Origin of the sequence: Nonomuraea harbinensis (assembly GCF_019396385.1) — a bacterium.
Lineage (GTDB): Bacteria > Actinomycetota > Actinomycetes > Streptosporangiales > Streptosporangiaceae > Nonomuraea > Nonomuraea ferruginea.
Map to the genome: position 1 here is coordinate 142,141 of NZ_JAHKRN010000010.1, position 25,622 is coordinate 167,762.

Annotated in this window: 25 protein-coding genes; 14 read left to right on the top strand and 11 right to left on the bottom strand. The window is 72.1% G+C overall.

Features of this window, described 5'->3' with window-relative positions; translation table 11 throughout:
- The first annotated feature begins 5 nt into the window (after window positions 1-5).
- Together KME79_RS46930 and KME79_RS13585 are read left to right on the top strand one after the other, a co-directional pair.
- Window positions 6-1,091 carry a sensor histidine kinase gene (locus KME79_RS46930; protein WP_219544730.1) on the top strand — a complete coding sequence of 362 codons (1,086 nt, stop codon included), beginning with the start codon at window positions 6-8 and terminating at the stop codon, window positions 1,089-1,091.
- A complete protein-coding gene (locus KME79_RS13585; RefSeq protein WP_219544731.1) occupies window positions 1,088-1,699 on the top strand; it encodes a response regulator transcription factor in 612 nt (203 codons plus the stop codon). Before KME79_RS46930 ends, KME79_RS13585 begins: the two co-directional genes overlap by 4 nt.
- Window positions 1,700-1,709: 10 nt before the next feature.
- On the opposite strand, the gene KME79_RS13590 is transcribed toward KME79_RS13585, so the two are convergent.
- The 4 genes from KME79_RS13590 to npdG all read right to left on the bottom strand — a co-directional run bounded on the left by KME79_RS13590 (window position 1,710) and on the right by npdG (window position 4,316).
- Window positions 1,710-2,009 carry a hypothetical protein gene (locus tag KME79_RS13590; protein WP_219544732.1) on the bottom strand — a complete coding sequence of 100 codons (300 nt, stop codon included), beginning with the start codon at window positions 2,007-2,009 and terminating at the stop codon, window positions 1,710-1,712.
- Window positions 2,010-2,051: 42 nt separating this feature from the next.
- Window positions 2,052-2,411 carry a hypothetical protein gene (locus KME79_RS13595; RefSeq protein ID WP_219544733.1) on the bottom strand — a complete coding sequence of 120 codons (360 nt, stop codon included), beginning with the start codon at window positions 2,409-2,411 and terminating at the stop codon, window positions 2,052-2,054.
- A gap of 238 nt (window positions 2,412-2,649) precedes the next feature.
- Window positions 2,650-3,357, bottom strand: coding sequence for a MerR family transcriptional regulator (locus tag KME79_RS13600; RefSeq protein WP_219544734.1), 708 nt, complete (start codon window positions 3,355-3,357; stop codon window positions 2,650-2,652).
- Window positions 3,358-3,662: 305 nt separating this feature from the next.
- A complete protein-coding gene (npdG, locus tag KME79_RS13605; RefSeq protein WP_148032885.1) occupies window positions 3,663-4,316 on the bottom strand; it encodes an NADPH-dependent F420 reductase in 654 nt (217 codons plus the stop codon).
- Between the two features lie 150 nt (window positions 4,317-4,466).
- Between npdG and KME79_RS13610 the strand changes: the two genes are divergently transcribed.
- The gene (locus KME79_RS13610) at window positions 4,467-5,045 is read left to right on the top strand and encodes a hypothetical protein (protein ID WP_219544735.1); all 579 of its coding nucleotides are present in this window, start codon (window positions 4,467-4,469) and stop codon (window positions 5,043-5,045) included.
- A gap of 118 nt (window positions 5,046-5,163) precedes the next feature.
- Here the strand turns inward: KME79_RS13610 and KME79_RS13615 are convergent, their stop codons facing one another.
- Window positions 5,164-6,123, bottom strand: a complete 960-nt coding sequence (locus KME79_RS13615; protein WP_219544736.1) for a LysR family transcriptional regulator — start codon at window positions 6,121-6,123, stop codon at window positions 5,164-5,166.
- A 72-nt stretch (window positions 6,124-6,195) separates the two neighbouring features.
- Between KME79_RS13615 and KME79_RS13620 the strand changes: the two genes are divergently transcribed.
- The 9 genes from KME79_RS13620 (at window position 6,196) to KME79_RS13660 (ending at window position 15,600) form a co-directional block, all read left to right on the top strand.
- A complete protein-coding gene (locus KME79_RS13620) occupies window positions 6,196-6,489 on the top strand; it encodes a CBU_0592 family membrane protein (protein WP_219544737.1) in 294 nt (97 codons plus the stop codon).
- A gap of 141 nt (window positions 6,490-6,630) precedes the next feature.
- Entirely contained in the window at window positions 6,631-7,665 is a 1,035-nt protein-coding gene (locus KME79_RS13625) for an SIS domain-containing protein (RefSeq protein ID WP_219544738.1), read from the top strand.
- A gap of 5 nt (window positions 7,666-7,670) precedes the next feature.
- A complete protein-coding gene (locus KME79_RS13630; protein WP_219544739.1) occupies window positions 7,671-8,501 on the top strand; it encodes a PfkB family carbohydrate kinase in 831 nt (276 codons plus the stop codon).
- The gene (locus KME79_RS13635; protein WP_148032891.1) at window positions 8,498-9,277 is read left to right on the top strand and encodes an ATP-binding cassette domain-containing protein; all 780 of its coding nucleotides are present in this window, start codon (window positions 8,498-8,500) and stop codon (window positions 9,275-9,277) included. Before KME79_RS13630 ends, KME79_RS13635 begins: the two co-directional genes overlap by 4 nt.
- On the top strand, window positions 9,274-10,323 hold the full coding sequence (locus tag KME79_RS13640; RefSeq protein WP_219544740.1) for an ABC transporter permease: 1,050 nt from the start codon (window positions 9,274-9,276) through the stop codon (window positions 10,321-10,323). The genes KME79_RS13635 and KME79_RS13640 overlap by 4 nt, the downstream gene beginning before the upstream one ends.
- A gap of 57 nt (window positions 10,324-10,380) precedes the next feature.
- Window positions 10,381-11,385 (top strand): substrate-binding domain-containing protein, encoded by a 1,005-nt coding sequence (locus KME79_RS13645; RefSeq protein WP_219544741.1) that lies wholly within the window; start codon window positions 10,381-10,383, stop codon window positions 11,383-11,385.
- A gap of 3 nt (window positions 11,386-11,388) precedes the next feature.
- Window positions 11,389-13,440 carry a hydantoinase/oxoprolinase family protein gene (locus KME79_RS13650; protein WP_219544742.1) on the top strand — a complete coding sequence of 684 codons (2,052 nt, stop codon included), beginning with the start codon at window positions 11,389-11,391 and terminating at the stop codon, window positions 13,438-13,440.
- Window positions 13,437-15,128 carry a hydantoinase B/oxoprolinase family protein gene (locus KME79_RS13655; RefSeq protein WP_219544743.1) on the top strand — a complete coding sequence of 564 codons (1,692 nt, stop codon included), beginning with the start codon at window positions 13,437-13,439 and terminating at the stop codon, window positions 15,126-15,128. Before KME79_RS13650 ends, KME79_RS13655 begins: the two co-directional genes overlap by 4 nt.
- Before the next feature lies 1 nt (window position 15,129).
- Window positions 15,130-15,600: a VOC family protein gene (locus KME79_RS13660; protein WP_219544744.1), complete on the top strand. Its 471-nt coding sequence runs from the start codon at window positions 15,130-15,132 to the stop codon at window positions 15,598-15,600.
- 47 nt (window positions 15,601-15,647) lie between these two features.
- Here the strand turns inward: KME79_RS13660 and KME79_RS13665 are convergent, their stop codons facing one another.
- Together KME79_RS13665 and KME79_RS13670 are read right to left on the bottom strand one after the other, a co-directional pair.
- Window positions 15,648-16,730 carry a LacI family DNA-binding transcriptional regulator gene (locus KME79_RS13665; RefSeq protein ID WP_148032897.1) on the bottom strand — a complete coding sequence of 361 codons (1,083 nt, stop codon included), beginning with the start codon at window positions 16,728-16,730 and terminating at the stop codon, window positions 15,648-15,650.
- Window positions 16,731-16,791: 61 nt separating this feature from the next.
- Complete coding sequence (locus KME79_RS13670; protein WP_187281273.1) at window positions 16,792-16,968, bottom strand: hypothetical protein; 177 nt, start codon at window positions 16,966-16,968, stop codon at window positions 16,792-16,794.
- A 32-nt stretch (window positions 16,969-17,000) separates the two neighbouring features.
- Here KME79_RS13670 and map point away from each other — a divergent pair, with 32 nt between their 5' ends.
- A complete protein-coding gene (gene map, locus KME79_RS13675) occupies window positions 17,001-17,849 on the top strand; it encodes a type I methionyl aminopeptidase (RefSeq protein ID WP_148032898.1) in 849 nt (282 codons plus the stop codon).
- Here the strand turns inward: map and KME79_RS13680 are convergent.
- From KME79_RS13680 to KME79_RS13695, 4 genes are all read right to left on the bottom strand, one after another.
- Window positions 17,836-18,240: a sensor histidine kinase gene (locus KME79_RS13680; protein WP_148032899.1), complete on the bottom strand. Its 405-nt coding sequence runs from the start codon at window positions 18,238-18,240 to the stop codon at window positions 17,836-17,838. The two genes, map and KME79_RS13680, sit on opposite strands and share 14 nt — an antisense overlap.
- A gap of 165 nt (window positions 18,241-18,405) precedes the next feature.
- Complete coding sequence (locus KME79_RS13685; RefSeq protein WP_219544745.1) at window positions 18,406-20,376, bottom strand: bifunctional copper resistance protein CopD/cytochrome c oxidase assembly protein; 1,971 nt, start codon at window positions 20,374-20,376, stop codon at window positions 18,406-18,408.
- The gene (locus KME79_RS13690) at window positions 20,373-20,978 is read right to left on the bottom strand and encodes a copper resistance CopC family protein (protein WP_219544746.1); all 606 of its coding nucleotides are present in this window, start codon (window positions 20,976-20,978) and stop codon (window positions 20,373-20,375) included. The genes KME79_RS13685 and KME79_RS13690 overlap by 4 nt, the downstream gene beginning before the upstream one ends.
- 45 nt (window positions 20,979-21,023) lie before the next feature.
- On the bottom strand, window positions 21,024-22,307 hold the full coding sequence (locus tag KME79_RS13695; RefSeq protein ID WP_308248902.1) for a helix-turn-helix domain-containing protein: 1,284 nt from the start codon (window positions 22,305-22,307) through the stop codon (window positions 21,024-21,026).
- A 483-nt stretch (window positions 22,308-22,790) separates the two neighbouring features.
- Between KME79_RS13695 and KME79_RS13700 the strand changes: the two genes are divergently transcribed.
- On the top strand, window positions 22,791-25,616 hold the full coding sequence (locus tag KME79_RS13700; RefSeq protein ID WP_219544748.1) for an AfsR/SARP family transcriptional regulator: 2,826 nt from the start codon (window positions 22,791-22,793) through the stop codon (window positions 25,614-25,616).
- The last annotated feature ends 6 nt before the right edge of the window (window positions 25,617-25,622 follow it).

The following is a 25,622-nucleotide window of genomic DNA, read 5'->3' on the forward strand; positions in this document are numbered from 1 at the left end:
ACGTCGTGACCTCCACCTCCGCCCGGCGCATGGCGAGCGGCCTGCTGACCGGCGTCGCCATCGCCTACACGCTGCTCGGGCTGCTCTACTACCAGTTCGGCGCGCTGCTCGGCCTTATGGCGACGGCGATGATGCTGACGGTCGTGGCCCTGCACTACGTGAACATGCGGGCGGGGCTGCGTGGCGGGCGGCCTGCCCTGTTCCCGCTCACGCTGGTGCTGCAGGCGCTGGTCACCTACGTGCCCGACTTCCTGCTGCCGTCCGGCTACTCGTCGGTGGCGGCGCCGATGCTGGCGGGAAGTGTGCTGGTGCTCCTGCCGCTGCGCTGGGGCGGGCCGCTCGTCGCGGTGATGACGCTGTACGGGGCGAACGCGACCTGGGGCGGCCTGCCGTTCGCCATCGTGTCCTTCTTCTTCACCCTCGCCGTGCCCATCACCGGGGCCATGATCTACACGCTGGTGCGGCTGGCCAGGCTCGCCGCCGACCTGGAGGAGGCCAGGGCGGAGCTGGCCGAGGCGGCGGTCCTGAAGGAGCGGCTGCGCATCTCCCGCGACCTGCACGACGGGCTGGGCCGCAGCCTCACCGCCATCGCGCTCAAGGGCGACCTGGCCTCCCGGCTGCTCGACCGCGACCCCGCGTCGGCGCGGGGCGAGGTGACGGAGCTGGTCCAGGTGGCCAGGGAGGCGGCGCAGGACGTGCGGCAGGTGGCGCGCGGCTACCGGGAGCTGTCGCTGGCGGGCGAGACGGACCGGGCGGTGGCGCTGCTGGAGTCGTCGGGGGTGCGCTGCCAGGCCCACCTGGCGGACGTGACGCCGCCGAAGCGGTCGGACGAGGCGCTGGCCTGGGCCGTGCGGGAGGCGGTCACCAACATCCTGCGCCACAGCCACGCCACCACCTGCACGATCACCACGTCGGCCCGTGACGGGCGGGTGCGCCTGGAGGTGGCCGACGACGGCGTCCCGGACGCTCCTGTCGTCCTCGGGGGCGGGCTGACCGGGCTGGCCGAGCGGGCCACCCAGGCGGGCGGCACCCTCACCGCGGCGCGCGGCGAGACGGGCGGCTTCCTGCTGGCGATGGAGGTCCCGGCATGACGGCCATCAGGGTGATGCTGGCCGAGGACATGCACATGATCCGGGCCGCGCTCACCGCGCTGCTGCGCCTGGAGTCCGACATCGACGTGGTCGCCGAGGTGACGCGCGGCGACGAGATCGTGCCCGCCGCCCTGGAACACCGCCCCGACGTGGCGATCGTGGACATCGACCTGCCGGTCGTCGACGGCATCACCGCCGCCGCCGAGCTGCGCGAGCGGCTCCCGGAGTGCCGGATCCTCGTGCTGACCGCGCTCGGGCAGCCAGGCCAGGTGCGCCGCGCGCTGGCGGCCGGGATCGGGGCGTTCCTGGTCAAGGACGCGCCCGGCCACCGGCTCGCCGACGCCATCCGGCGCACCGCGGCGGGGCTGCGGGTGCTCGATCCCGAGCTGGTGTCGGCGGCGATGGAGTACGGCGAGAGCCCGCTGACGCCGCGCGAGTCGACCGTGCTCAGGGAGGCCGCCCGGGGCGCCTCGGCGGAGGAGATCGCCTCCCGCCTGCACCTGTCGCCCGGCACGGTGCGCAACTACCTCACGGGCGCGATCACCAAGACGGGCGCCCGCAACAAGATCGACGCCATTCGCATCGCGGAAGACGCCGGCTGGCTCTGATCGCGATCCTCTACCACTTGCTGGATCTCACGATGAGGTGCTGCGAACCGTTGACGTTGTTGCCGCTGCCGGCATGGGTGTTGTTGGACTTGTAGGAACGGATCACGTTGGTGAAGTTTCCGCTGTTGACGGACTTTCCTCTGTTCCAGTAGTTGCCCCGGTTCCGGGAATTACCCCTGTCCAACGGATGGCTCGCCTCTGCCACGCTGGACGTCGCAGGATTCTGCCGGAGCGCCGGCTCGGCGGGAGAGGCGGGCGTCCCCGCCGCGAGCAACGCCAGTCCGATACCGGCGATGGCAAGACCAGTCATATGCATTCACACTCCAATGTTCCCGCTCTTACCGTCGCCGGGTCACCGCACGAGAGACTGGGATCCGTTGGCCGTGTTCCCGCTGTTGGTCGCGTTGTTGCTCGCTGTGGAGCCGTTCACGTTCGAGAAGTTGCCGCTGTTGATGGGATCCCCCTCGCTGTAATAATTCCCACTGTTGGTGGAGTTACCGCTGTTTTCTGCGCCGTTGACGCATTTCGTGGGAGAATTAGAGGAAGGCGAGTTGTAGTTGACCAGCCGGTTGCCGCAGAAGACGCCGGGGACCATGTGCAACACCGTGCCCAGGTCGGCGCCCAGCAGGCGCGACAGCTCAGAAGGCGCCTGGGGTTCCGGGTCGGTCGCCGACATACCGGATCCGGCCGTCATCATGCCGGAAGCGGTCATTGCCACGACCATGGCGAGCCGAATCAGATTTCTCTGCAGAGATCCCACTACCGCCTCCGAATACCAGTTGCAGGTCGTTTCACGATCGCCGAGCATATAGTCCGCCGCAAAGCGCGCACCACGTTGCCGGCGCCGTGTCGCATTTCCGTGAACGCCGGCCGAATGAAATAGGCCGAGGATTCAGGAAATTGGCCGCGTCTCATGCGGAACCGGCTGCGAAAGGACCCGTCCAGCCGGGTCAGAGGCCGCGCAGGCGGAGGTAGGCGGCGAGTTCGGCCGTGCCGTCGAGCATCGCCCGGCCGCGCCGCCGGAGGCGGGAGCGCCAGGTGCTCAGCGCTTCCTCCAGCGGGCCGATCCCGCCGGCTTCCCGGACGTTCGCGATCGCCCCGGCGATCTGACGCAGCGGGTAGCCGCCGCGCCGGAGCTGGCGGGCCAGGTGCGCGTCGCGTACCGCGGCGGGCGGGTAGCGGCGGTAGCCGGTCACCGGGTCGCGTTCGGCGTGGAGGATCCCGACCTTCTCCCACTTGCGGAGCGTGGCCGGGTGGATGCCGAGCCGACGCGCGAGGGCGCCGACGGACGGCGCCCCGCGTACCGGCTCGTCGCCCGCCGGAGCGAGCTCGGTGAGAGCGGCGGTCACCTCGTCCAGCGTGGCCCGGTCGCGCAGGATCTCGGCGTGGCCCTGGTCGAGGAGGCGGAAGACGGCCTCCTCGTCGCCCGCGTTGGCGGCCCGCAGAATCGCGGCCGCGCCCTGGTGCCCGAACCCCGGCCGGAGCGCCAGAAAGGCGCGCAGAGCCTGGGCGTGGACCGGCGTGTAGCGGCGGTACCCCTGTTCACCGCGCGGGGCCGGGGGCAGGATCCCGTCATCCTCGTAGTTGCGCACGGCCTGCGCGGACAGCCCGTGCTCCCGGGCAAGGTCACTGGGCCGAAGCCGGTCAGCGCGCGTCACCTGCACCTCCGGACGAGGTCGCTGGGCCGGAGCCGGTCAGCGCGCATCACCTGCGCCTCCCGGCGAGGTCGCAGAGCCAGGGCCGGTCGGCGCACTTCACCCCGTGCCTCCCGGCGAGGTCACTGAGCGAGGACCGGTCGGCGCGCGTCACCTGTGCCTCCGCTTCGTGAGCTCCTGGACGGCCGCTCTGTCCGGCGCTGCCGGATCTGTCCACGTCCGCGACGACGTGCGCGTCCCCTCAGGGCGGATACCGGTTGCCTCGGCTCACGGTCGCGAGCCGAGGCGCGGTCGTACGGAGGAGGCCGTCAGATGTCGGTGACGCGGATGCCGGCGTGGGCCTTGTAGCGGCGGTTGACCGAGATGATGTTCGCGGTCAGCGCCTCCACCTGGAAGGCGTTGCGCAGCCGCCCGCCGTAGACGCCGCGCACGCCGGGGATCAGATCGGCCAGCGCCTGCACGGTGTCGGTCGCCTCCCGGTCGTCGCCCAGCACCAGCACGTCGAGGTCCACCTTCTCCACCGCCGGGTCCATCAGCACGACGGCCGAGACGTGGTGGAACGCCGCCACCACCCGGCTCTCGGGAAGCACCGCCGCCGCCTGCTGGGCCGCGCTGCCCTCCTCGACGGGCAGCGCGTAGGCGCCCTGCTTGTCGAAGCCCAGCGGGTTCACGCAGTCGACCACGATCTTCCCGGCGAGCTGCGTGGCCAGCGACTCCAGCAGCGCCTTGTGCCCGTCGTACGGCACCGCCACGATCACGAGGTCGCACTCGGCGGCCACCACGGCGTTCTCCGCCCCGGTGGCCCCGGCCCCGATGGACTCGGCCGCCTCCCGCGCCCGCTCGGCGCGCCGCGACCCGATCACCACCTTGAGCCCGGCCAGCGCGAACCGCCGCGCCAGCCCCTTCCCCTGGTCACCGGTGCCGCCCAGAATGCCGATGCTCAGCCCGCTCACGTCAGTCATACGACGCATCATGCCAGCACGCCATCAGCGCCCACACACGCCCCCGGCGCGGCGGACGCCACCAGCTGTCAAGGACTGACACGTCGGGGGTGCACGAAGGTCACCGCGAAACCTCTCACCCCGGACGCACCGGTCAGGCACGATGGAGCCATGGATTCAGGGGCGGTCGCACACCTGCGGGAAGTCCTCGCGGAGACGGGCTGGGTTGAGCGCACCCGCGAGCTGGGCCGGGCGCTGCGCACCACCCGCTCCCCCGGTGGGCTGCTGCTGGTGGGCACGCCCGGCGACGAGCCCTGGCACCTGACCGCGCACCTCACCGACGAGGCCCGCCTGTCCGGCCTGCCGCAGCTCGCGCCCACCCTGGTCCGCTGGTCACCGCCCGCCGGCGCCCCCGCCCACCTCCGGGTGGGGCTGGAGCGGATCGAGCGTACGGCGCGCGGCGAGACGCTGTTCGTGGTGGCCGGGCAGCAGGCGCCGGCCCCGCTCCTGGAGCGGGTCGACGACGCCCGCCGCGTCGGCGCCACCATCCTGGCCCTGGAGAGCGGCGACGCGGAGCTGGCCGGGCTGGCGCACGACGCGATCGCCGTCCCCGAGCACGCGCCGGTCAGCTTCGACGGCGCCCAGCACCTGGTGAGCATCGCCGCGGGCGAGATCCCGCAACGGCCCGGGCTACGCGAGCGGCTGGCCCGCCTGCTCGACAAGATGAGCGGCCCCCGCGTCTCCGACTGACAGCGGGCGGCATCTCGCCGCTCGGCGCGGACTCCGTAGTCGTTCCGCGGCAAGGCGCGCACGACGCCGGCCTGCTGCCCGGCCGCCCCGCTGTCCAGCCGGGCACGCTCCGCGGTGGTCAGCCGGGGACCTCGTCGCGGGGCTGGCCGAGGTGGGCGCTGAGCGAGGATTCCAGCTCGGCGGTGGCGCGCTCGATGGCGGCGATGACCACGGCCTGCACCGGGTCGGGTTCGCCCGAACGGGTCCGGCTCACCCGCGTGACGGCGTCGATCCGGCGGGCGCCCACGTCGCGGATGTCGCTGACCAGCACCTCGCCCTCCCGTACGTCCAGCAGCGCCAGCGTGGGCACGATCGCCACCCCGCGCCCGGCGGCCACCAGCGCCAGGGTCGGCGCGAAATCGGTGATGACGTGCAGCTTGCGCGGCTCGAACCCGTGCAGCCCGGCCAGCCGGTCGAGCGCCTGCCCGCACGCGAGGTGCGGCTCGCTCGCCACCCACGGCACGTCCGCCAGCTCGGAGACGTGCCGGGGCGGCTCCGGCCAGTCAGGCGGCACCACGACGCGGTACTCGTCGACGAACAGGGCGCGCGTGGCCAGTGAGGGCTGGGCGAGCACGGGCCGGCTCATGTCCTGCTCGGTGATGAGCACGTCCGCCTCCCCCAGCCGCAGCTCCTGCAGCGCTGGCGGCCCGAAGACCTCGTGGATGGCGGGCTCGATCCTCGGGTGGCGGGCGGCGAGGTCGCGCAGGGCCGGCACCAGGATGTGCTGGATCACCGTGGGGAACGCGGCGATGCGCACCGGCCCGGCCAGCCGCTCGGTGAAGCGGGTCAGCTCCCGCCTGGCCTCGGCCAGCTCCTCCTCGACCCGCTCCGCGTATCCGGCGAGGACCCGCCCGGCGGGGGTGAGCGAGACGCGGCGCTGCGAGCGGTCGACGAGCGCCAGCCCGACCTCCCGCTCCAGCTGCACGAGCTGCTGGGAGACCGCCGAGGGGGTCAGATGCAGCGCCTCCGCGGCCCGCATGACGCCGCCGCGCAGGTGGACCTCGCGGAGCACGCGTAACCGCCGGGGGTCGATGTCCATGAAGCCGACCTTACGCGTGTCTTCAATTTCCGTTGATTGCCCTTCAGCTCGGCGGATCCGCAGAATGTCCTGATGGATCTTCTCCTTGAGGCCATCGGCTGGCTCGGCGCCGCCCTGCTCCTGACCGGTTACGCCCTGGTCTCGTCCGCCCGGGTGCACGGCGACGGGCTCCTCTATCAGCTCATCAACCTGGGCGGCGCGGTCGGCCTCATGGTCAACAGCGCCTACAACGACGCCTGGCCCTCGGCGGGGCTGAACCTGGTGTGGGCCTCCATCGGCGTGGTCGCACTGGTCAAGCTGATGAGGCCGGCCCGGTCGGCACGCGCTGACGGTACGGGCGATTCCGCTCCCGCCTTGAACGAGTGACACCGCTCACGTCAAGACGGTTACCCAAACGTTATTGAATTTCTCTGGCCGACGCTGACCTGGGGGTGGCAGCGTTGACGTCAACGCGGGAACGTTCTCGCAAGGTCGAACTAGGACAAAACAACCAGCTCAAGGATAGGTATGCCTTCCCCTGCCCTGCCCCTGCGCCCCATCGCGTCGGACATCGCGTCGACTCTGCGCACCACCGTGGGCCAGCGCGCACTCACTCAGGAGATCGCCGCCGAGGCGGTGCGCCGTGACGTCGACACCGTGCTCTTCGCCGGAGTCGGCGGGTCATGGGCGTCGTCGGTCGCCGCCACCATGTCGCTCGGCGCCAAGGCCACCGGGTTCGGCGTGCAGAACGTCAACGCCGGCGAGTTCCCGCTCACCCACCTCGGCCGCACCGGGCGGCGCACGCTGGTGATCGCCTCCTCGCACTCGGGCGGCACACCCGAGACCGTCGCCGCGGCCCAGGCCGCCGCCAAGGCCGGCGCGCTGGTCGTGAGCGTGGCCAGGGACGCCGACAACGAGCTGGCGCAGGCCGCCGAGTTCAGCCTCGTCTACGGCAGCGAGAGCACCGCCACCGGCGGCAAGTACGAGCTCCTGGAAGAGATGTCCTGCTCCCTGCTGGAGGCCCACGGCCTCAAGGACGGGGTGGACGAGCTGCGGGCGGCCCTCGACCTCATCCCCGACGCCACCGCCGCGGCCGTGGACGAGACCGAGCGGGCCACCGCCGAAGCCGTGGCGCGGCTCTACGACGCCGACAACATCTTCGTGCTGGGCACCGGCCGGCTGCTGGGCCTGGCGTACATGCTGTCGGTCTGCTACCTGGTCGAGATGCAGCGGCAGAAGTCCACCCACCTCAACAGCGCCGACTTCTTCCACGGCCCGTTCGAGATCGTGGACCCGCGCAGCACGCGGGTCATCCACCTCATGAGCGAGGACGAGACGCGGCCGATCTCGGAGCGGGTCAACGCCTTCCTCTCCCGGTACGGCCGCGAGCACTACGTCGTGGACCCGGCGAAGCTGACCCTCCCCGGGATCGACCCGGCGGTCCGCGGCAAGGTGGCCCACATCGCCATGGCGTCGGTGGCCTCCCGCATCGCGTACCACTTCGAGCCGCTGACCGGTCACGATCTCGACATCCGCCGATACATGCACAAGGTCGAGTACTGAGCCCGATGACGACACGCATGTGCGGCGTGGGGGACAACGTCGTCGACCGTTATCTCCACGCCGGTCTGATGTATCCGGGAGGCAGCGCGGCCAACGTGGCGGTGCACTCCCGGCGCCTGGGCGCGACCGCCGGCTACCTCGGCGTCCTCGGTGACGACGAGGCGGCGGCGCACGTGCTCAAGGCGCTGCTGGCCGAGGACGTCGACGTCGCGCGGGTGCGGCACCGGGCGGAGCCCAACTCCTTCGCCGACGTCACACTCGACGACGAGGGCAACCGCTTCTTCGGAACGTTCCAACCGCCGGTGACCCGCATCGAGCTCGACGACCGGGATCTCGCCTACCTGTCCGGCTGCGACTGGGTCCACACCGGGCACAGCAGCTTCACGGTCTCCGAGGTGCCGAAGATGCACGCGGTCACCGCCGTCGCCTACGACTTCTCGTACCAGGGCCTCGACGTCGCGGCCCCGATCCTGCCGTTCGTGACGGCGGCGATGTTCTCCCGGGCCGACGACACCGAAGCCGAGTGTCTCGGCCTCGTCGAGGAGGTCCGCGGCCTGGGGCCGGACACGGTCGTGGTGACCCGCGGCACCCGCGGGTCGATCGTCTGGCGGCGGGGCGAGCTGGTCGTCCAGCCCGCCGTGCCGGCCCGTGCGGTCGACACGCTGGGCGCGGGCGACGCCTACTTCGCCGCGCTCATGTGCGGCCTGTCCGACGGGCTCGCCCTGCCGGACGCGACCGCGCGGGCGGCCGCGTACGCCGCCGCGGTCTGCGAGCACTTCGGTGCTTTCGGCCATCCCACCGCCATCAGCGACTCCCGGAAGGAGGCGGCCAGATGACCGCACCCCCACCTGTCCTGGACGTGGCCGGCGTCACCAAGAGCTACGGCCACGTGCAGGCGCTGCGCGGCGTCGATCTCCAGGTTCGGCCCCGCGAGGTGCACGCCCTGGTGGGCGACAACGGCGCCGGCAAGTCCACCCTCATGAAGATCATCGCCGGCGCGGTGTCGCCCGACTCCGGCACCATCGCGGTCGACGGCCGCCCGGTGACCTTCGCCAGGCCCGCCGACGCGCAGGCGGCCGGGATCGAGACGGTCTACCAGGACCTGGCGCTCGCGCCCACGCTGACCGCCGGCGAGAACCTGTACCTGGGCCGCGAGGTGCTCAAGCCGGGGCTGCTGGGCCGGCTGGGCTTCGTCGACCGCGCCGCCATGAACCGGTCGGCCGAGCGGCAGCTGTCGACGCTGGGCGCCAAGCTGCAGTCGCTGGCCTCGGAGGTCGGCTCGCTGTCCGGCGGCCAGAAGCAGGCGGTCGCGGTGGCCCGCGCCTCGCTGTGGGGCAGCGCCCTCATCATGCTCGACGAGCCCACCGCGGCGCTCGGCGTCTCCCAGACCGAGTTCGTGCTCAAGCTGGTCGAGCAGCTGCGCGACGAGCGGGGCCTGTCGGTGCTGCTCATCTCGCACAGCATGCCGGACGTCTTCAGGGTCGCCGACCGGGTCACGGTGCTGCGCCTGGGCCAGACCGTGCTGACCGAGGAGATCTCGGCCCTGTCGACCAACGACCTCATCGCCGCCATGACCGGCGCGGGAATTCCAGCGGGTGGACCGACGACATGAGCACGATCACGCGCCCCGGCGTCAAAGCGGGGCCTTCGCTCACCGCGCGGCTGCTGGCCAGCCAGCGCTTCTCCAACCTGACGATCTTCGGACTGCTGGTCGCGATCATCGTGTTCTTCACGGTGGTCACCCCGTCCGGGACGTTCTTCTCGAACTACAACCTGACCAGCATCGCGCTGGCCGGGTCCCAGTTGCTGATCCTCTCGGCCGGCGTCACCTTCCTGCTCATCGCGGCCGGGCTCGATCTGTCGGTCGGCGCGGTGGTGGTCTTCTCCTCGGTTCTGGCCGCCAAGCTGATGCTGGGCCTGACCTCGGGCCTGGCCGGCACCGCCCAGGGCGGCGCGGAGCTGTGGCTGCCGATCCTGGCCGGCGTCGGGGCGGGTGTCGTCACCGGCGCGGCCTGGGGCCTGGTCAACGGCATGCTGGTGGTGAAATCGAAGATCCCGTCCTTCATCGTGACGCTGGCGACCAGCACGATCATCCTCGGCCTGGCCCAGGTCTGGACCGGCGGCATGAACGTCAGCGGGGTGCCGCAGGCGCTCACCGACGCCTTCGGCATGGGCACGCTGCTCGGCGTCCCGTGGCCGGTCGTGACCGCCGCCGCGGTCACCGGCCTGCTGTGGGTCGTGCTCGCCCGTACCCGGTTCGGCCTGCGCACGTACGCGATCGGCGCCAACCCCGAGGCGGCCCGCAGGGCCGGCATCAACGTCGACCGGCACCTGCTGGCGATCTACTGCATGGTCGGCCTGCTGGCCGGGCTGGTCGGGATGATCGACATCTCCCGCTTCTCCACCGCCTCGGTCTCCGGGTACGCGAACATCGCGCTGCAGAGCATCACCGCGGTCATCATCGGCGGCACCTCACTGTGGGGCGGCCGCGGCAAGATGTCCGGCACGGTCGTCGGCGCCTTCATCCCCGCGACCCTCACCAGCGGGTTCGTGATCATGAACCTGCAGCCGTTCTGGCAGAACGTCGCGGTCGGCTGCGTCCTCATCTTCGCCGTCTTCGTCGACCAGTACCGCAGACGGGCGATGAACGTCACCTGAACACCCGGCTCAACCCCCCTGCCTGGCCCAGAGCCGGCGAATGAGAGGAACTCCATCATGTTGCGGAATATCAAGAAGGTCGCCGTACTGGCACTGGCCGGCCTGACCCTGGCCGCGTGCGCCACCGAGGCGCCGGAGACCGCCGCGAAGGCGGGCGGCACGGACGGCGCGGGCGCCAAGCCGCGGGTCGTCATGCTGCTCAACGACCAGTTCGACCCCTACTACCTGACGCTGGCCAAGGGCGCCGAGGAGAAGGCGGCGGAGCTCGGCGTCGAATTCTCCTGGCAGGCTCCGACCACGCTCGACGTGGCCGCCCAGACCCAGTTGCTGCAGTCGATCGCGGCCACCAAGCCGGACGGCATCATCATGTCGGCCCTCGACGCCAAGGCGATGTCGGCCCCGATGCGGCAGGTGAACGAGCAGGGCATCCCGATCGTCACCGTCGACGCCGACGTGGAGGACCAGGACGCCCGGCTGGCGACCTTCAAGTCCGACGGCGTCGTCAGCGGCGAGATGGCCGCCGACACCGCGAACGAGCTGCTCGCGGGCACCGGGAAGGTGGGCTACGTCGGCTACATCCCGGGCATCCAGAGCGTGGACATCCGGCTCAAGGGCTGGCAGGAGCAGCTGAAGAAGCACGCCGGCCTGGAGAACAGCGGCGAGGAGTACGCCGGCGCCGACATCTCCGAGAACGTCGCCAAGACCTCGGCCCTGATCTCCAGGGTGCCCGACCTGAAGGCCGTCTTCGCCTCCTGGACCAACGCCGCCATCGGCGCGGCCAAGGCGGTGCAGCAGGCGGGCAAGACCGGCGACATCAAGGTCGTCGGCGTGGACGCCTCCCCCGACCAGGTCGACCTGCTGCGCCAGGGCCTGGTCGACGCGCTGGTCGTGCAGAAGCCGTACGACATGGGCAAGGACGCGGTCGAGGCGCTGACCGCGTACACCAAGGACGGCACCCGCCCGCAGGGCGAGAAGCTCTACGACTTCGTCGTGGCGACGAAGGACAACCTCGACACCCCCGAGATCAGCCAGTACCTGTACGTCAAGCCGGAAGGGAAGTGAGCGATGGCCAGGCTGGGAATCGACGTCGGCGGCACCTTCACCGACGTCGTCGTCCTGCACGAGGACGGCCGCCGGGTCGTCGAGAAGGTGCCGAGCACGCCGCATGACGCCTCGATCGGCATCCTCGACGGCATCGCCCAGATCCGCCGCACCCGCGGCGTGGACGTCGCGGCGCTGGACACCTTCAGCCACGGCTCCACGGTGGCGACCAACGCCCTGCTGGAGTCCAAGCTGCCCCGCACCGCGCTGGTGGTCACCCGCGGCTTCCGCGACGTGCTGGAGATCGGCACCCAGCTCCGCGGCGACCTGTTCGACCTGCGGGTCGCCAAGCCCCGCCCGTACGTGCCCCGGTCCCTCGTCTTCGAGGCCACCGAGCGCGTGGACCGGCTGGGCGAGGTGGTGACACCGCTGACCGGCGCCGAGATCGCGCGCCTGGTCGAGGAGGTACGGGCCGCGGACGTCGAGGCGTGCGCCATCACCTTCCTGTTCGGGTTCCGCAACGAGGAGCACGAGCGGCGGCTCGCCGCGGCGCTCAGGGAAGCGATGCCGGAGCTCTCCGTGGCGGTCGGCTGCGAGGTCGCGCCGGAGATCAAGGAGTATCCGCGCGCCTGCACGACCGTGGTGAGCGCCGCGCTGCGGCCCCTGGTCGCCCGTTACATGTCCGGCATCCTGAGCGGTCTGGAGCCGGCCGGGGTCACCTGTCCGACCTTCATCATGCAGTCGAACGGCGGCGTGATGAAGGCGGAGGAGGCCGCCGCGAACGCGCACCGCATGGTGCTCTCGGGGCCCGCCGCCGGGGTCCTGGCCGCCACCCAGGTGGCCAGGCAGTCGGCGTACCCGAACCAGATCACGTTCGACATGGGCGGCACCTCCACCGACATCTGCCTGATCCACGAGGGCCGGGCCAGGGTCGAGCGGGAGAGCGTGTTCGAGGGGCGGCCCATGCTGGTGCCCCAGTTCGACATCCACACCATCGGCTCGGGCGGCGGCTCCCTGGCGAGCGTCGACGAGGCCGGCGGGCTGCGCGTCGGGCCCGAGAGCGCCGGCGCGATGCCCGGCCCCGCCTGCTACGGCCGGGGCGGGACGCGTCCCACCACCACGGACGCGCACCTGGTGCTGGGCCGGATCGACCCGGCGGCGTTCCTCGGCGGCGAGATGCCCCTGGACGTGGAGGCGGCCAGGCGGGCGGTGAAGACGCACGTGGCCGACCCGCTCGGCGTGGACGTCGACACCGCGGCCATCGGCATCCTCGACGTGGCCGACGCGATCATGGCCCGGGGCGTCCGCGTGGTCAGCGTCAACCGCGGCCACGACCCGCGCGACTTCTACCTGCTGCCGTTCGGCGGCGCCGGGCCGATGCACGCGCTCAGCGTCGGCGCCCTGGTGGACGTCGGCGGCGTGCTGATCCCGCCGAGCCCCGGCACGTTCTCGGCGGTCGGCCTGGCCGGCTCCGACATCAAGTACACGTTCGCCCGGGTGGTCGACGCCGGCGTCGGCGACGTGCCGGCGGAGGACGTCGAGGCCCTGTACCAGGGCATGGTCGAGACGGCCGCCGAGCGGTTCGCCGGCACCGGCGTCAAGCGCGTGGACCACGTGCGGCTGGCCCGGTTCCGCTACGCCTGGCAGGACAACGACGTCGAGGTGCTCATCGACGCCCCGGAACTCGACGCCGGCGCGCTGGCGGACGCGGTCAAGCGCTTCCACGAGCAGCACCGGTTCGAGTTCGGTCACAGCAACCCCGAGGAGCGGGTGGAGCTGGTGGCCGTCGGCCTGGAGGCGTACGGGATCCTGGACCACGGCCCCGGCGTCCCGGCCCGTACGGACGAGGCGGGCGGCGAGCCCGCCCGCCACCGCGAGGTCTACTTCAAGGGCCCCGGCCGGATGCGGACCCCGGTGTACGAGCGCGGCGCGCTGGCGCCGGGCACCGTGCTGCGCGGCCCGGCGATCGTCGAGGAGCGGGAGGCCACCACGGTGGTCGTCCCCGGCACCACGCTCCGGGTCGACGACGACCTCAACCTGGTCATCACCTACGACAAGCCCGGCGAGGAGGCATGATGACGCCGCGCGAGAACGGCGCCGACCCGATCACCACCGAGGTCGTCCGGCATGCGCTGGAGACCATCGCCGAGGAGATGGGCACCGCGCTGCGCCGCACCGCGCTCAGCGTGGTGGTCAAGGACATGCGCGACTACTCCTGCGCGCTGTTCGACGCCCGGGGGCGGATGCTCGCCGCCGCGCTCGACATCCCGAGCCTGCTCGCGTCCATGGCACCGGCACTGCGCGCCTGCCTGGACAAGTGGGGTGAGGACATCCATCCCGGGGACGTCTTCATCAACAACCATCCCTACCTGGGCGCCTGCCAGACCAACGACATCAACATCTTCGTCCCGGTCTTCGACGCCGCCGCGACGCTCGTCGGGTTCACCGGCGTCATCGCCCACCACGCCGACTGGGGCGGGCGCACCCCCGGCACGGCCGCGGCCCGGTCGGAGTCGGCGTACGAGGAGGGCGTGCTCCTCCCGGCGCTGAAGGTGGAGGTCAAGGGGGTTCCCGAGCGGGGCCTGCTGGACATCATCACCGCCAACACCCGTCACCCGGCCCAGAACCACGGCGACCTGCGGGCGCAGATCGCGGCGGCCCGCTCCGGCGCCGGCCGGTTCGCGGGCCTGGCCGGGAAGTTCGGCACCGGCCTGCTGCTCGACACGTTCGAGGAGCTGTTCGCCTACACCGTGCGGCGGACCCGCGCGGAGATCGCCAAGCTTCCGGACGGCGACTACACGGCGGAGGGCTGCCTGGACAACGACGGGCTCGACCTCGACGCCCCGGTGAGGATGGTCGTCAAGGCGGTGATCTCGGGCGAGGAGATCCACTTCGACTTCACCGGCTCCGACCCGCAGATGCGCGGCGGGATGAACATCCCCGACTCGACCCTGCGCTCCGTGGTGCACTATGCGGTGAAGTGCCTGATGCCCTCCGACGTGCCGTTCAACGAGGGCTCGCTGGATCCGGTCTCCTTCCACGCGCCCCGCGGCACTGCGGTCAACCCCGAGTTCCCCGCCGCGGTCGGGGACCGGCACCTGGCCTCGCAGCGCCTGGCGTCCATCGTCACCCGGGCGCTGGCCGCGGCGGCGCCGCACCGCGCGTCCGCGGAGTGGTTCGTGGGCTGGCCGGTGCTCATCTGCGAGTCCCGCTCCCCCAAGTCGGGAGACGGCGTGGTCCTGCTGGCCAACGTCGCCGGCGGCGCGGGCGCCTGCGTGGACCACGACGGCGCCGACGCCCTCGACGTGCACATGGCCAACTGCCAGCTGATCCCGGCCGAGGTGATCGAGTCCTCCTACGAGCTGCGGGTGGAGCGGTACGCGCTCATCCCCGACTCGGGGGGCGCCGGCCGTCACCGGGGCGGGCTCGGCATCCGGGCCGACTACCGCAACATCTCCAGCGAGCCGCTGGGCTTCCTGTCGGAGGCCGAGCAGACCCGGCCGGAGTTCGCGCCGCAGGGGCTGACCGGCGGCCGGCCGGGGATGCCCGCGTCGCTGGCGCTGATCCACGAGGACGGCACCGAGACCGCGCTCCCCTCCAAGGGCCAGGGCTCGGCCCTGCCGGGTGAGATCGTCAGCCTGCGCGCGGGCGGCGGCGGCGGTTACGGCGACCCGGCCGAGCGCCCGGCCGAGCTGGTCGAGGCCGACCTCAGGGACGGCCGGATCACCGCGGCGGGCGCGGCCGCCTACGAGAGGACGCGCTGACATGGCGGCCGGGTTCCTGGGCGTGGCGCACGTCGGGATCGTGGTCGACGACCTGGAGGAGGCCGTCGCGGCCACCACGCCCGTGGCCGGCGGGTGGAGCGACATCCTGGAGTGGGACACCGTGGTCCGCTTCCCCGACGGCTCGCGCGAGCAGCGTCCGGTACGGTTCGTCACCGCCGCGAGCGGGCCCGCCCACGTCAAGATGATCGAGTCGGCCGAGGGCAGCGTCTGGGCCCCCACCGGCGGGGTGCAGCAGCTGCACCACCTCACCTACTGGGTGCCGGACATCGAGGAGGCCACGGCCGGGCTCCTGGCGACCGGCAGGTACCGCGTCGAGGCCGACGGGCTGGAGCCTGACGACAGCGTCCGGTTCCGCTACCTGCTCAACGACCTCGGCCTGCGGATCGAGCTCGGACTGCTGGCCAACAAGCCCGGCTTCGACAGCTGGGCGGCGGGCGGCGAGCACGCCTGACCGCGCCCGGGGCCCGGCGGAGATCTCCGCCGGGCCCCCGCACGTTCTCAGACGGCCGCCACCGACTCGCGGACCAGGAACGACGTGGGCAGCTCGATGAGCTCGGGCGGGCCCTCGTCGCCGTTGAGCCGGTCGATGAGCTTGCGGGCCGCCCTGGCCCCGATCTCGTGCACCGGCTGCTCGATGACGGTGAGGGCGGGCCGGACCAGCGTGGTCCAGTCGAGGTTGTCGAAGCCCACGAACGACAGGTCACGCGGCATCTCGATGTCGAGCTCGCGCACGGCCTGGTAGGCGCCGAGCGTCATCATGTTGTCGGTGGTGACCAGGGCCGTCGGCCGGGCCGGCGAGGCCAGCAGGCGCCGGGTGGCCTCGGCCGCGCCCTCGACGTCGTAGCCGCCCGTCCGGCCGACCAGCGACGGGTCCACCTCCACCCCGGCGTCGCGGTGGGCGCGCAGGTAGCCGAGCAGCCGGGCGGCGCTGGCGTTGATCTCCCCGCGCAGGCGGTCGAGCCCTGGACGGAGCAGCGTGGCCCAGTCGGCCTCGCGCTCGATGCGCAGCTCGGTCAGGATGCCGATGCGGCGGTGGCCGTGGCTCAGGAGGTAGGTCACGGCCTCCCGCATGGCCGCGACGTCGTCGACGGTGACCGCGTCGGCCCCGACGGCGCTGCTCGGCCGGTCGAAGAGCACCACGTGCTTGCCGTGCGACCGGACCGCCCGCAGGTGCTCGACGTCGCCGACGTCGGCGGTGGCGACGATCAGGCCGTCGACCTGCTTGTCGATCAGCAGGTTGACGGCCTCCCGCTCGCTGCGGACGTCCTCGTCGGTGTTGGTCAGCAGGATGCTGTAGCCCGACTTCCTGGCCTCGTCGGTGATGCCGCGCACCACGCCGGAGAAGAACGGGCTGCTGATGTCGGCGCACACCACGCCCAGGGTGTCGGTGCGCCGGGTCACCATGCTCCTGGCCACGCTGTTGGGCCGGTAGCCCAGGGTCTCGATCGCGTCGAGGACGCGCTTCCGCGTCGCCTCGCTGAACCGGCCGTAGTTGCCCAGCACGCGGCTCGCGGTGGAGGTGGACACCTTGGCCAGCCTTGCCACGTCGTGGATCGTCGGAGGCTGAGCGGATGAGGCCATGAGGGAACGTTATCGCAGCTTGAGAGCCGGAGGCCACGGGCCGGAACCCGTGGCACTCCCGTCAGTCGTCGTCCTGGTCGGCCTCGTCCCACGCCTTGTTGCGCTCGGCCGCGCGCTGCAGCGCCCCGGCAGCCTCCTGCTCGGTCGCGTACGGGCCCATCCGGTCCTTGTTGGGGCAGCCCACGTCGGGCTCGACCCGCATGTGCTTGAGGCAGAACCACCACTGGCCATCGGTCATGAGGTCGATTCTGCCCCGTAGACTCAGGTTTCATGACGACACTGCTCCAGCCCGGCCGAATTTCGCCCATGCGAAAGGTTCCCGCCCACATCGAGCGGCCGGAGTACGTCGGCAAGAAGCGCCCCAAGACCGGCGAGTCCGACGTGAAGACCCCCGAGATCATCGAGCGCATGCGGGTCGCGGGCCGCATCGCCGCCCAGGCGCTCGAAGAGGTCGGCCGGAACGTGCGGCCGGGCGTCACCACCGACGAGCTCGACCGCATCGGCCACGAGTTCCTCGTCGACCACGGCGCCTACCCGAGCACGCTCGGCTACAAGGGCTACCCCAAGTCGCTGTGCACCTCGATCAACGAGGTGATCTGCCACGGCATCCCCGACGACACCGTGCTGCGCGACGGCGACATCGTCAACGTCGACATCACCGCCTACATCGGCGGCGTCCACGGCGACACCGACGCCACCTTCCTGGTCGGCGAGGTAGACGAGGAGTCGCGGCTGCTGGTCGAGCGCACCCGCGAGGCGATGATGCGCGCCATCAAGGCCGTCGCGCCGGGCCGCCAGCTCAACGTGGTCGGCCGGGTGATCGAGGCGTACGCCAAGCGGTTCGGCTACGGCGTGGTGCGTGACTTCACCGGCCACGGCATCGGCACCAGCTTCCACTCCGGCCTGATGGTGCCCCACTACGACGACCCGTCGCTCCGGGTCGAGCTGGTGCAGGGCATGACGTTCACCATCGAGCCGATGCTGACGCTGGGCACGATCGACTACGACATCTGGCCCGACAAGTGGACCGCGGTGACCAAGGACCGCAAGCGCACGGCACAGTTCGAGCACACGATCGTGGTCACCGCCACCGGCAGCGAGATCCTCACCGCGCCTTAGGCACGACCCCCGTCACGGTGGTGCCCTCGCCGGGCACGCTGTTGACCGACAGCGACCCGCCGGCCTCGCCCAGCGCCGCCCGCATGCGGGCGATCCCGCGGCCCGCCCGCGAGAGATCGAAGCCCCTGCCGTGGTCGCTGACCGTCATCCGCAGACCGCCGCGGCCCACCGTGACGGCGATCGACACCGTCGTGGCCTCGCTGTGCTTGTGCACGTTGTCGAGCGCCTCGGCCAGCGCCTCCAGAACCCCCTTGGCGACCCGCGGCCGCACGTCGGCCGCGGGCAGCGCCCACACCTCCACCGCGATCCCCGTACGCCGTGACCATTCGGCCAGGTTGCCCTCAAGGGCTTCGGCCAGGCTTTCACCCCCGCGCATGCGCGTCACTTCCATCACCGCTCCACGCCTTCCTGAGGCCCGAGCGCGCCGGCTCCACCGCCGGCGCCGAAAGCGCGGAGCGCCACCCCCCACGGCAGGCTCGCGCCACCCCCTATCGGGAAAGGCTACCCGCCGTGCCGCCGTCACACCGGGCGAAGATAGCAGGCCCTGCCTGAACGGCTACTCGCGTTTGTCGAGCTCGTTGAGCCTGGCCAGATAGTCGTTGTACGAGGTGAGCTCCGGATCGCCGGAACGCGCCGCGGACCGGTCGTCGCGCCGGGCCTTGCGGTCCTCGCTGCGGTACCACTGCACCGCGATGGCCAGCAGCACCATGAGGGTCGGGATCTCCCCGAACCCCCACGCGATCGCGCCGCCGTTCTGCTGCTCCTGCAGCAGCGGCCCGCCCCAGGACCGGTCGAGCTGTTCGTACCAGCCGGGCGCGATGAGCGTGCCGGTCATCATCAGCGCGATGCCGAAGAACGCGTGGAACGGCATGGTGACGAACAGCAGCAGCAGCCTGCCCACGTACGGGAGCTGGTGAGGGCCGGGGTCGACCCCGATGACCACCCAGAAGAACAGGCACCCGCTGACCAGGAAGTGGAGGATCATGAGGATGTGGCCGAGGTGCTCCTCCATGGCGGCCTCGAACAGCGGCGTGAAGTAGAGCGCGTAGGTGGACGCGATGAAGATCGCGGTGGCGATGCCCGGATGGGTGACGACGCGCGCGTAACCACTGTGCAGGATCGCCATCAGCCACTCGCGCGGCCCCCGGTCGCCGCGCCGGGCGGCGGGCTTGAGCGCGCGCAGCGCGAGCGTGACGGGGGCGCCGAGCACCAGGAAGATCGGGACGATCATGGCCAGCGTCATGTGCTCGATCATGTGCACGTCGAACATGACCTTGGCGTACCGCGCCACGCCGCTCTGGGTGGTGAACACCAGGATGGCCACGCCGGCGAACCACGACGCGGTGCGGCCCCACGGCCAGGCGTCGCCGCGCCGCCGCATCCGTACGACGCCCGCGCCGTACAGCCCGGCCAGGATCGCGGCCAGCAGCGCGAAGAACAGGTCGAACCACCACAGCGAGAGGATGTTCGCGGCCGAGATCGGCGGCGGGACCGGGTGGCCGAGGAGGTCGAAGGCGCGGTCGGCGGGCAGGCTGACCGGCGGGGGCGGGGTGCGCGACAGCGCCACCGCCAGCCCGATCGTCGCCAGCATGAGCATGAGCTCGCCGGCCGCGAGCCGGGCGAACGCGCGCGGGCGGCCCGCGCCGAGGTCGGCGAGCGTGCGCTGGCGGTGCCACCAGCCGACGTAGCCGAGCAGCACGAACGCCACGGTCTTGGCCACGATGAGCACGCCGTAGCTGGACGTCCACAGGTCGGACAGCGACGTGAGCCGCGCGAGCGTACTGAACACGCCCGACATCCCCACGCCGATGTAGACCCACAGCGCCATCCGCGAGAAGCGGGAGGCCGCCACGTCGAGCTGCGGCCGCTTCAGCGCGGCGTGCAGGGCCAGCACGGCCAGCCCGCCCACCCACAGAGCCAGCGTCAGCAGGTGGAGGGTGACCGAGGTGATGGCCAGGCCGTGGTTGGGCGAGGAGGCGGAGTGGCCGGTGAGCGCCGGCGGCATCAGCGTGACCAGCGCGAGCACCAGCAGCCCGGCCGCAGCCCCGGCGGTGATGACGCCGCGGGAGAACAGCGCGATCGACAGCCCGAACAGCACCACGAGGGTGAGCGCGATGCCGGGGCTCTCCTGGGTGGCGAAGCCGACCAGGAAGTTGCGGTTGAGGATCTCGGGGACCGAGCGCGCCCACACGTCGGAGACGCTGAAGACCATGGTGAGGAAGGCCGCACCCGCCCAGGCGAGCCCCGCCCAGGAGGCGGCCCGCAGGTAGCCCTGCGCGGTCTTGCCGAGCACGCCCTTGTCGTTGGGCAGCAGCAGGGCGGCGGCCAGCAGCAGGCCGACCGTGGCGACGCCCGCGACGTCCATGGCCAGCTTGGAGACCGGCAGCCCCCAGCGGGTCACGACGCCTGACGAGGGCACGCCGAGGATGATCCTGGGGAACGCCGCGCCTCCGGCGATCATGGCGATCACGAGGGCGGCGATCGCCGCCCCGGCCGCCGCCAGCGCGAGACGCGCGGCTCTGGTCACGGCTGCTTCTTCTTCCTGGCGCTCAGGAGGAACCCGATGCCGATGCCGACGAGCGCGCCGACCACGATCAGGAGCCAGACCGGGAAGGTGGCGGCGTCGCTCTCGGCGGACACCTCCTCGGCGGGCTGGGCCTCGGCCGGCTCGGTGGCGGTGGGGGCCGGCTCCGCGCTGGTCGCCTCGGCCGTCGGCGCCGCGGACGCGCTCTCCGTCTCCGTGGGAGTCGCCGTCGGCGACGGGCTCGCGCCCTTGACGGTGAACGGGATCTCGCCCTCGATCGGGTGGCCGTCGGACGAGACGACCCGGTAGGCGATGGTGTAGTCGCCGTCGGGCAGCTCGCCCTTCAGCGCCTGCTTCACCTTCACCCCGTCGAGCTCCGGGTCGCCGGCCTGGTGCTGGGTGTCACCCGGCCCGCGTACGCTCACGAAGGGCATGCGGATCTTGCCGGTGAACTCCAGCGTGATCTCGTCCACGGACTCGACCGTGGCGTCCTTGGCGGGGTCGCTGCTCTTGAGCGCGTCGTGAGCCAGAGCCGGCCCGGCGGTGACGAGGACGAGCAGCGTGGCGAGGATCGCGGTGAGGGCCGCGAGCGGGGAACTCTTCATGGCGCCTTCAAGGCTACCGAGCACCCCGCCCGGTTCGTACCCCGATCAGAGACCCGCGCAGGCGAGCGCCCGCTGGTAGGCCTCGACGCTGGCCTCGGCGTCGCCGATCTCGTAGAGCGTCTCCGCCGTGGCGTACCACGCGCCGGCCGAGAGGAAGGACGGCGGGACCGAGTCGAGGGCGTCGCGGATCGTCCGCAGGTGCCTGTCGGCCTCGGCGGCCTCGCCGCGCACGCTGTGCGCCCGCCCCAGCAGCAGGTGCGTCTGCGGCACCTGGGCGACGGCGGCGCCGGACAGCAGGCCGCCGGCGGTGTGGGCGTGCTCCAGGGCCCGGTCGAGGCCGCCGGTCATGAACTCGACGTGGGCCAGCTCGGTCAGCGCCCGCGCCCGGTCGGTCACGCTGGTGGAGCTCTGCTCCTGGTCCCTGATGGCGCGGTTGACGTGCTCCAGGAGCGAGGCCGCCTCCTCGGGCTGCACGCGGCGCCGCAGCTGGACGTACGCGACCCGCATCATGGCGAGCAGGCGCGGGTGACCGGACTCGGCCACCAGCGCCAGGGCCCGCTCGGCAAAGACGAGCGCCTCCTCCCGGTGGCCGGTGTAGTCGGCCGCGAAGGCGGCGTTCCAGTTGGCCGCGGCCATGGCGCGCGGGGAGCCGAGCGCGTCGGCGGCGTTGAGCAGCTCGGCGGCGAACTGCCGGGCGCGCAGGTGGTCGCCGCGCACGAAGTAGGCCGCCAGCAGGGTGGCGCCCAGCTCCACCAGCAGGTCGGACCACGCGGGCCGGTTGGCGCCGCCCAGGATGCGCTCGCCGATCTCGACGGCCTCCACGAGCCGGTTGCTCTGCCGGTAGACGCGGCACAGGGCGATGGCGATCTCGATCCGGCGCTCGGCGGGGACGTCCTCGCCCTGCAGCCGCTGCAGGATGGCGATCGCCTCGTCGCTGTCGCCGCACGCCTCCGTGGCGAGGGCCAGCCCGAATTCGGTGTCTTGACGAAGCTCGGTCAGACCTGTCAGGTTGTTGTCCGCGAGCAGCTCGGTGAAGCGGTTGCGGGCCTCGGCGACCTCGCCGTTCTCCAGCGCGATCCGGGCATAGCCGAGCGAGAGTTCGATGTCCTCCATCTGCTCGGCCGTCACACCGTTGATCAGATAGGAGAGCGAGCAGTCCAGTTTCTGGGCCAGCAGCTCCAGGACCGCCGGCGTGGGAGTACGCTTGCCACTCTCGATCAAGGAGACGTAACTGTCAGACAACTCGGGGTGCGCGAGCTGTGCCTGTGAGAGGCCGCGCTGCCGCCGCACCGTCTTGATACGGAGTCCGACTAGGTCAGATGTGGTCACGGTCGTCGCTCCCTGAAATGATAAGTTCCAAGCAAGTCCCGTAGATCCGCGAGGGAGATCCTCATGCGCACGCGCCTCACGATGTCCGCACTTGTTGCCTTGCTCGGGGCCGTGGTGGCCGTTGCAGGCAATAGTACGGTCGCGAATGCGGAAACGTCTGCCCCCGCAGCAGTCTCCGCCGTCTCTCTCGCCGTCCTCGGCGACGCCTATTGTTGCTGAGCACGCGGGTGAGACCGGCGGCGGGGCCGCCATGTCAGGTGAGAGCCATCTCCTGCGTGTCACACCCCCGTCGCCGCTGCCCTCGTTCTCTCCGCTTCTCCGCGCATCACCCGTAGAAGTCTCCGCGCATTCCCCGTAGGCGAGCAGCCTAGGCGGGGCATCTACATTTCCTCTAGACGTCGCCACGTCGGCCCGATCGGCCCTGCTCCCTCACCGTGATCCGGTCTGCGCCGCCGTGGTCCGCTCCACGGGTGGGAGAGTCCGTTGGCCGAGGGCGTCATCGTCCGGCTCCTGGGGCCGGTCACCGCCGCGCGCGACGGCAAGGAGATCGATCTCGGTCCACCCCGCCGGCAGGCGCTGACGGCGATCCTCGCCGCGTGGCCGGGGCGCGTGGTGCCGATTCCGCGCATCATCGACGGCATCTGGGGCGACGAGCCGCCCAAGACGGCCGAGCAGAGCGTCTACACCTACGTGGCCGGGCTCAGGAACGCGCTGGAGCCGTCCCGGGGGCGGCGCGAGCCCTCGAAGCTGGTCGTCGGCGCCGCCGGGGGCTACCGGCTCCGCCTCGACGGCTCCCGGGTGGACGCCATCGCCTTCACCGAGCGGCTCGACCACGCGCGCCGCGCCGTCCTGCGCGGCGACCACGCGGGCGCCCTGCCCGACCTCGAAGAGGCCCTCGCCCTGTGGCACGGCGAAGCGCTGCCGGGGGTTCCCGGGCCCTTCGCCGAGAGCGAGCGCGCCCGGCTGACCGAGGCGCGGCTCGCCGCGCAGGAATACCGCGCCGAGGCGTTGCTCGGGCTCGATAGGCCGCAGGACGCGCTGGCCCCGCTGCGGGCCATGACCTACCGCCATCCCCTCCGCGAACGGCCGCGCGAGCTGCTGATGCTCGCCCTGGTGCGGTGCGGCAGGCGCGCCGAGGCCCTGGTGGTCTACGAGGAGAGCCGGCGGCTGCTCCGCGAGGAGCTGGGCGTGGACCCGGGAGAGGCGCTGCGCCGTTCCCACCGGCTGGCGCTGGCGGCCGGTCCCCGCGAGCGGCCCGGTGACGGACCGCCCCCGCTGCCCCGCCAGTTGCCCCGCGACCTGGCCGGGTTCGTGGGCAGGACCCAGGAGGTCATCCGGCTCAAAGGGCTGCTGGCGCCGTGGGACGACACCGAGCCGAACCCTCTCGTGGTCATCTCCGGGCCGCCGGGCGTGGGCAAGTCGGCGCTGGCGGTGCGGATCGGCAACCTCGTCAAGGACCGCTACCCCGACGGCCAGCTCTACGTGAACCTGCGCGGGGCCACGGTCGGGCTGCCGGGCCTCGACCCGCTGGACGTGCTGGGCCGGTTCCTGCGCGCGTTCGGCATCGACGGCGACGCCATCCCCGGCGACGTGGACGAGGCCGCGGCGCTGTGGCGCAGCACGCTGTCCGGCAGGCGGACGCTGATCCTGCTGGACGACGCCGCCGGGCTCGGGCAGATCCTGCCGCTGTTACCGGCTCCGCGCGGCACCGCCATCGTGGTGACCAGCCGCGAGACGCTCGCCGCCGGCGACGACTGCGTCCAGCTCCACCTGCCTCGCCTGTCGCTCCCGGAGTCTGTCACGGTGCTGGCCAAGCTGGCCGGGGCCGAGCGGATGGCGGCGGACCCCGAGGAGACGGCCGGTCTGGTGCGGCTCTGCGACGGCCTGCCGCTCGCGCTGCGCATCGCGGGCGCGCGCCTGGCCGACCGCCCCGCCTGGAGCGTGTCGGCGCTGACCGGCCGGCTGCGCGACGAGCGCCGCAGGCTGCACGAGCTGGAGGCGGGCGAGCTGGCGGTACGGGCGAGCCTGGCGTCGAGCTGGAGCGCCCTGGCCGGCAGCGCCAGGCCGATCGACCGGGTCGCCGCCCGCGCTCTGGGCCTGCTCGGCCTGCTGCACCTGCACGACGTGACGGCGGAGGTGGCGGCGGCGCTGCTCGGCACCGGCGCCGACGAGGCCGAGCGGGCGCTGGAACGGCTGGTGGACGCCCACCTGCTGGAACACCTCGCGGGCCCGGGCCGCTACCAGCTCCACGACCTGGTCCGGCTGTTCGCGGCCGAGATGGCGCCGGGCGACGCCGCCGGGCCGCTCGCCCGGGCGCTGAGCTTCTACATCGCCTCCGCGCGGCTGGCCGTCACCACCATGGACCCGCACCGGGTGCAGGCCGAGGGCCCCGAGGTCGACGCCGTGCCGCACGCCGTCGGCGGACCGGACGAGGCGATCGCCTGGCTGGCCGGCGAGGAGACCAACCTGGTGGCGGCGGCCGGGCAGGCCATGGCCGGCCCTGACTCCGAGCTGGCCGCGCTGGGGGTGGCGCTGTGCTTCTCGCTGTTCTGGTATCAGCAGTACGCGCACGAGCCCGTACCTCTGATCGCGCTGAACCGGCGGGCGCTGGACGTCTGCGAGCGGCTGGGCGACCGGCTCGGCGCCTATCACGCGCACGGGCACGTCGCCTGCGGCCTGGCCCTGCAGGGCAAGGCGGAGGCCATGGGCCATCTGGAGGCGCAGCTCATCCTGGCCAGGGAGCTGGGCGACCGGTTCAGCGAGCAGCGCACGCTGGGCAACCTGGCCAACCTGTCGGTCGAGCGGGGGCTGCACGAGCAGGCGCTCGGCTACGCCGGCCGGCAGCTCGCGCTGGCGCGGCGGATCGGCGCGGACGTGGGGGTGCGTTACGCGCTGATGATGAGAGGGCTGGCCTGTCAGAAGCTCGGCCGCCCGGCCGAGGCGCGCGGGCCTTTGGAAGAGGCGCTCGCCGCCGCCGAGAGCATCGGCGACACCGGTCACGAGATGAACATGCGCCGGATACTCGGTGAGCTCTGCCTCGACGAGGGCAAGCCGGGCGAGGCCGCGGACCACCTGGAGCGGGCGCTGGCGGCGAGCCGGGCCCATCGCAACCGGCTCGGCGAGCTGGAGTGCCTCGTCCTGCTGTCCCGGGCGCGCCGGGAGCTGGGCGACGCACACGCGGCCCTGCCGCACATCGCCGAGGCGATGCCGCTGGCGGCGGAGCTGGAGAACGCCAAGTGGCGGATCGAGACGGAGAACGAGCAGCGGATCGTGCACGAGCTGGTCGGCGTCCCCACCGTGCGCGTGTGACGGCCG

Bases quoted from the DNA above. Each gene is read 5' to 3' on its own strand.
- KME79_RS13590 (WP_219544732.1), bottom strand. From the start codon at position 2,009: ATGACTGGTCTTGCCATCGCCGGTATCGGACTGGCGTTGCTCGCGGCG.
- KME79_RS13645 (WP_219544741.1), top strand. From the start codon at position 10,381: ATGTTGCGGAATATCAAGAAGGTCGCCGTACTGGCACTGGCCGGCCTG.
- KME79_RS13660 (WP_219544744.1), top strand. From the start codon at position 15,130: ATGGCGGCCGGGTTCCTGGGCGTGGCGCACGTCGGGATCGTGGTCGAC.
- KME79_RS13595 (WP_219544733.1), bottom strand. From the start codon at position 2,411: ATGACCGCTTCCGGCATGATGACGGCCGGATCCGGTATGTCGGCGACC.
- KME79_RS13680 (WP_148032899.1), bottom strand. From the start codon at position 18,240: ATGGAAGTGACGCGCATGCGCGGGGGTGAAAGCCTGGCCGAAGCCCTT.
- KME79_RS13655 (WP_219544743.1), top strand. From the start codon at position 13,437: ATGATGACGCCGCGCGAGAACGGCGCCGACCCGATCACCACCGAGGTC.
- KME79_RS13640 (WP_219544740.1), top strand. From the start codon at position 9,274: ATGAGCACGATCACGCGCCCCGGCGTCAAAGCGGGGCCTTCGCTCACC.
- KME79_RS13650 (WP_219544742.1), top strand. From the start codon at position 11,389: ATGGCCAGGCTGGGAATCGACGTCGGCGGCACCTTCACCGACGTCGTC.
- KME79_RS13610 (WP_219544735.1), top strand. From the start codon at position 4,467: ATGGATTCAGGGGCGGTCGCACACCTGCGGGAAGTCCTCGCGGAGACG.
- KME79_RS13670 (WP_187281273.1), bottom strand. From the start codon at position 16,968: ATGACCGATGGCCAGTGGTGGTTCTGCCTCAAGCACATGCGGGTCGAG.
- KME79_RS13620 (WP_219544737.1), top strand. From the start codon at position 6,196: ATGGATCTTCTCCTTGAGGCCATCGGCTGGCTCGGCGCCGCCCTGCTC.
- npdG (WP_148032885.1), bottom strand. From the start codon at position 4,316: ATGACTGACGTGAGCGGGCTGAGCATCGGCATTCTGGGCGGCACCGGT.
- KME79_RS13635 (WP_148032891.1), top strand. From the start codon at position 8,498: ATGACCGCACCCCCACCTGTCCTGGACGTGGCCGGCGTCACCAAGAGC.
- map (WP_148032898.1), top strand. From the start codon at position 17,001: ATGACGACACTGCTCCAGCCCGGCCGAATTTCGCCCATGCGAAAGGTT.
- KME79_RS13690 (WP_219544746.1), bottom strand. From the start codon at position 20,978: ATGAAGAGTTCCCCGCTCGCGGCCCTCACCGCGATCCTCGCCACGCTG.
- KME79_RS13630 (WP_219544739.1), top strand. From the start codon at position 7,671: ATGACGACACGCATGTGCGGCGTGGGGGACAACGTCGTCGACCGTTAT.
- KME79_RS13665 (WP_148032897.1), bottom strand. From the start codon at position 16,730: ATGGCCTCATCCGCTCAGCCTCCGACGATCCACGACGTGGCAAGGCTG.
- KME79_RS13585 (WP_219544731.1), top strand. From the start codon at position 1,088: ATGACGGCCATCAGGGTGATGCTGGCCGAGGACATGCACATGATCCGG.
- KME79_RS13625 (WP_219544738.1), top strand. From the start codon at position 6,631: ATGCCTTCCCCTGCCCTGCCCCTGCGCCCCATCGCGTCGGACATCGCG.
- KME79_RS13615 (WP_219544736.1), bottom strand. From the start codon at position 6,123: ATGGACATCGACCCCCGGCGGTTACGCGTGCTCCGCGAGGTCCACCTG.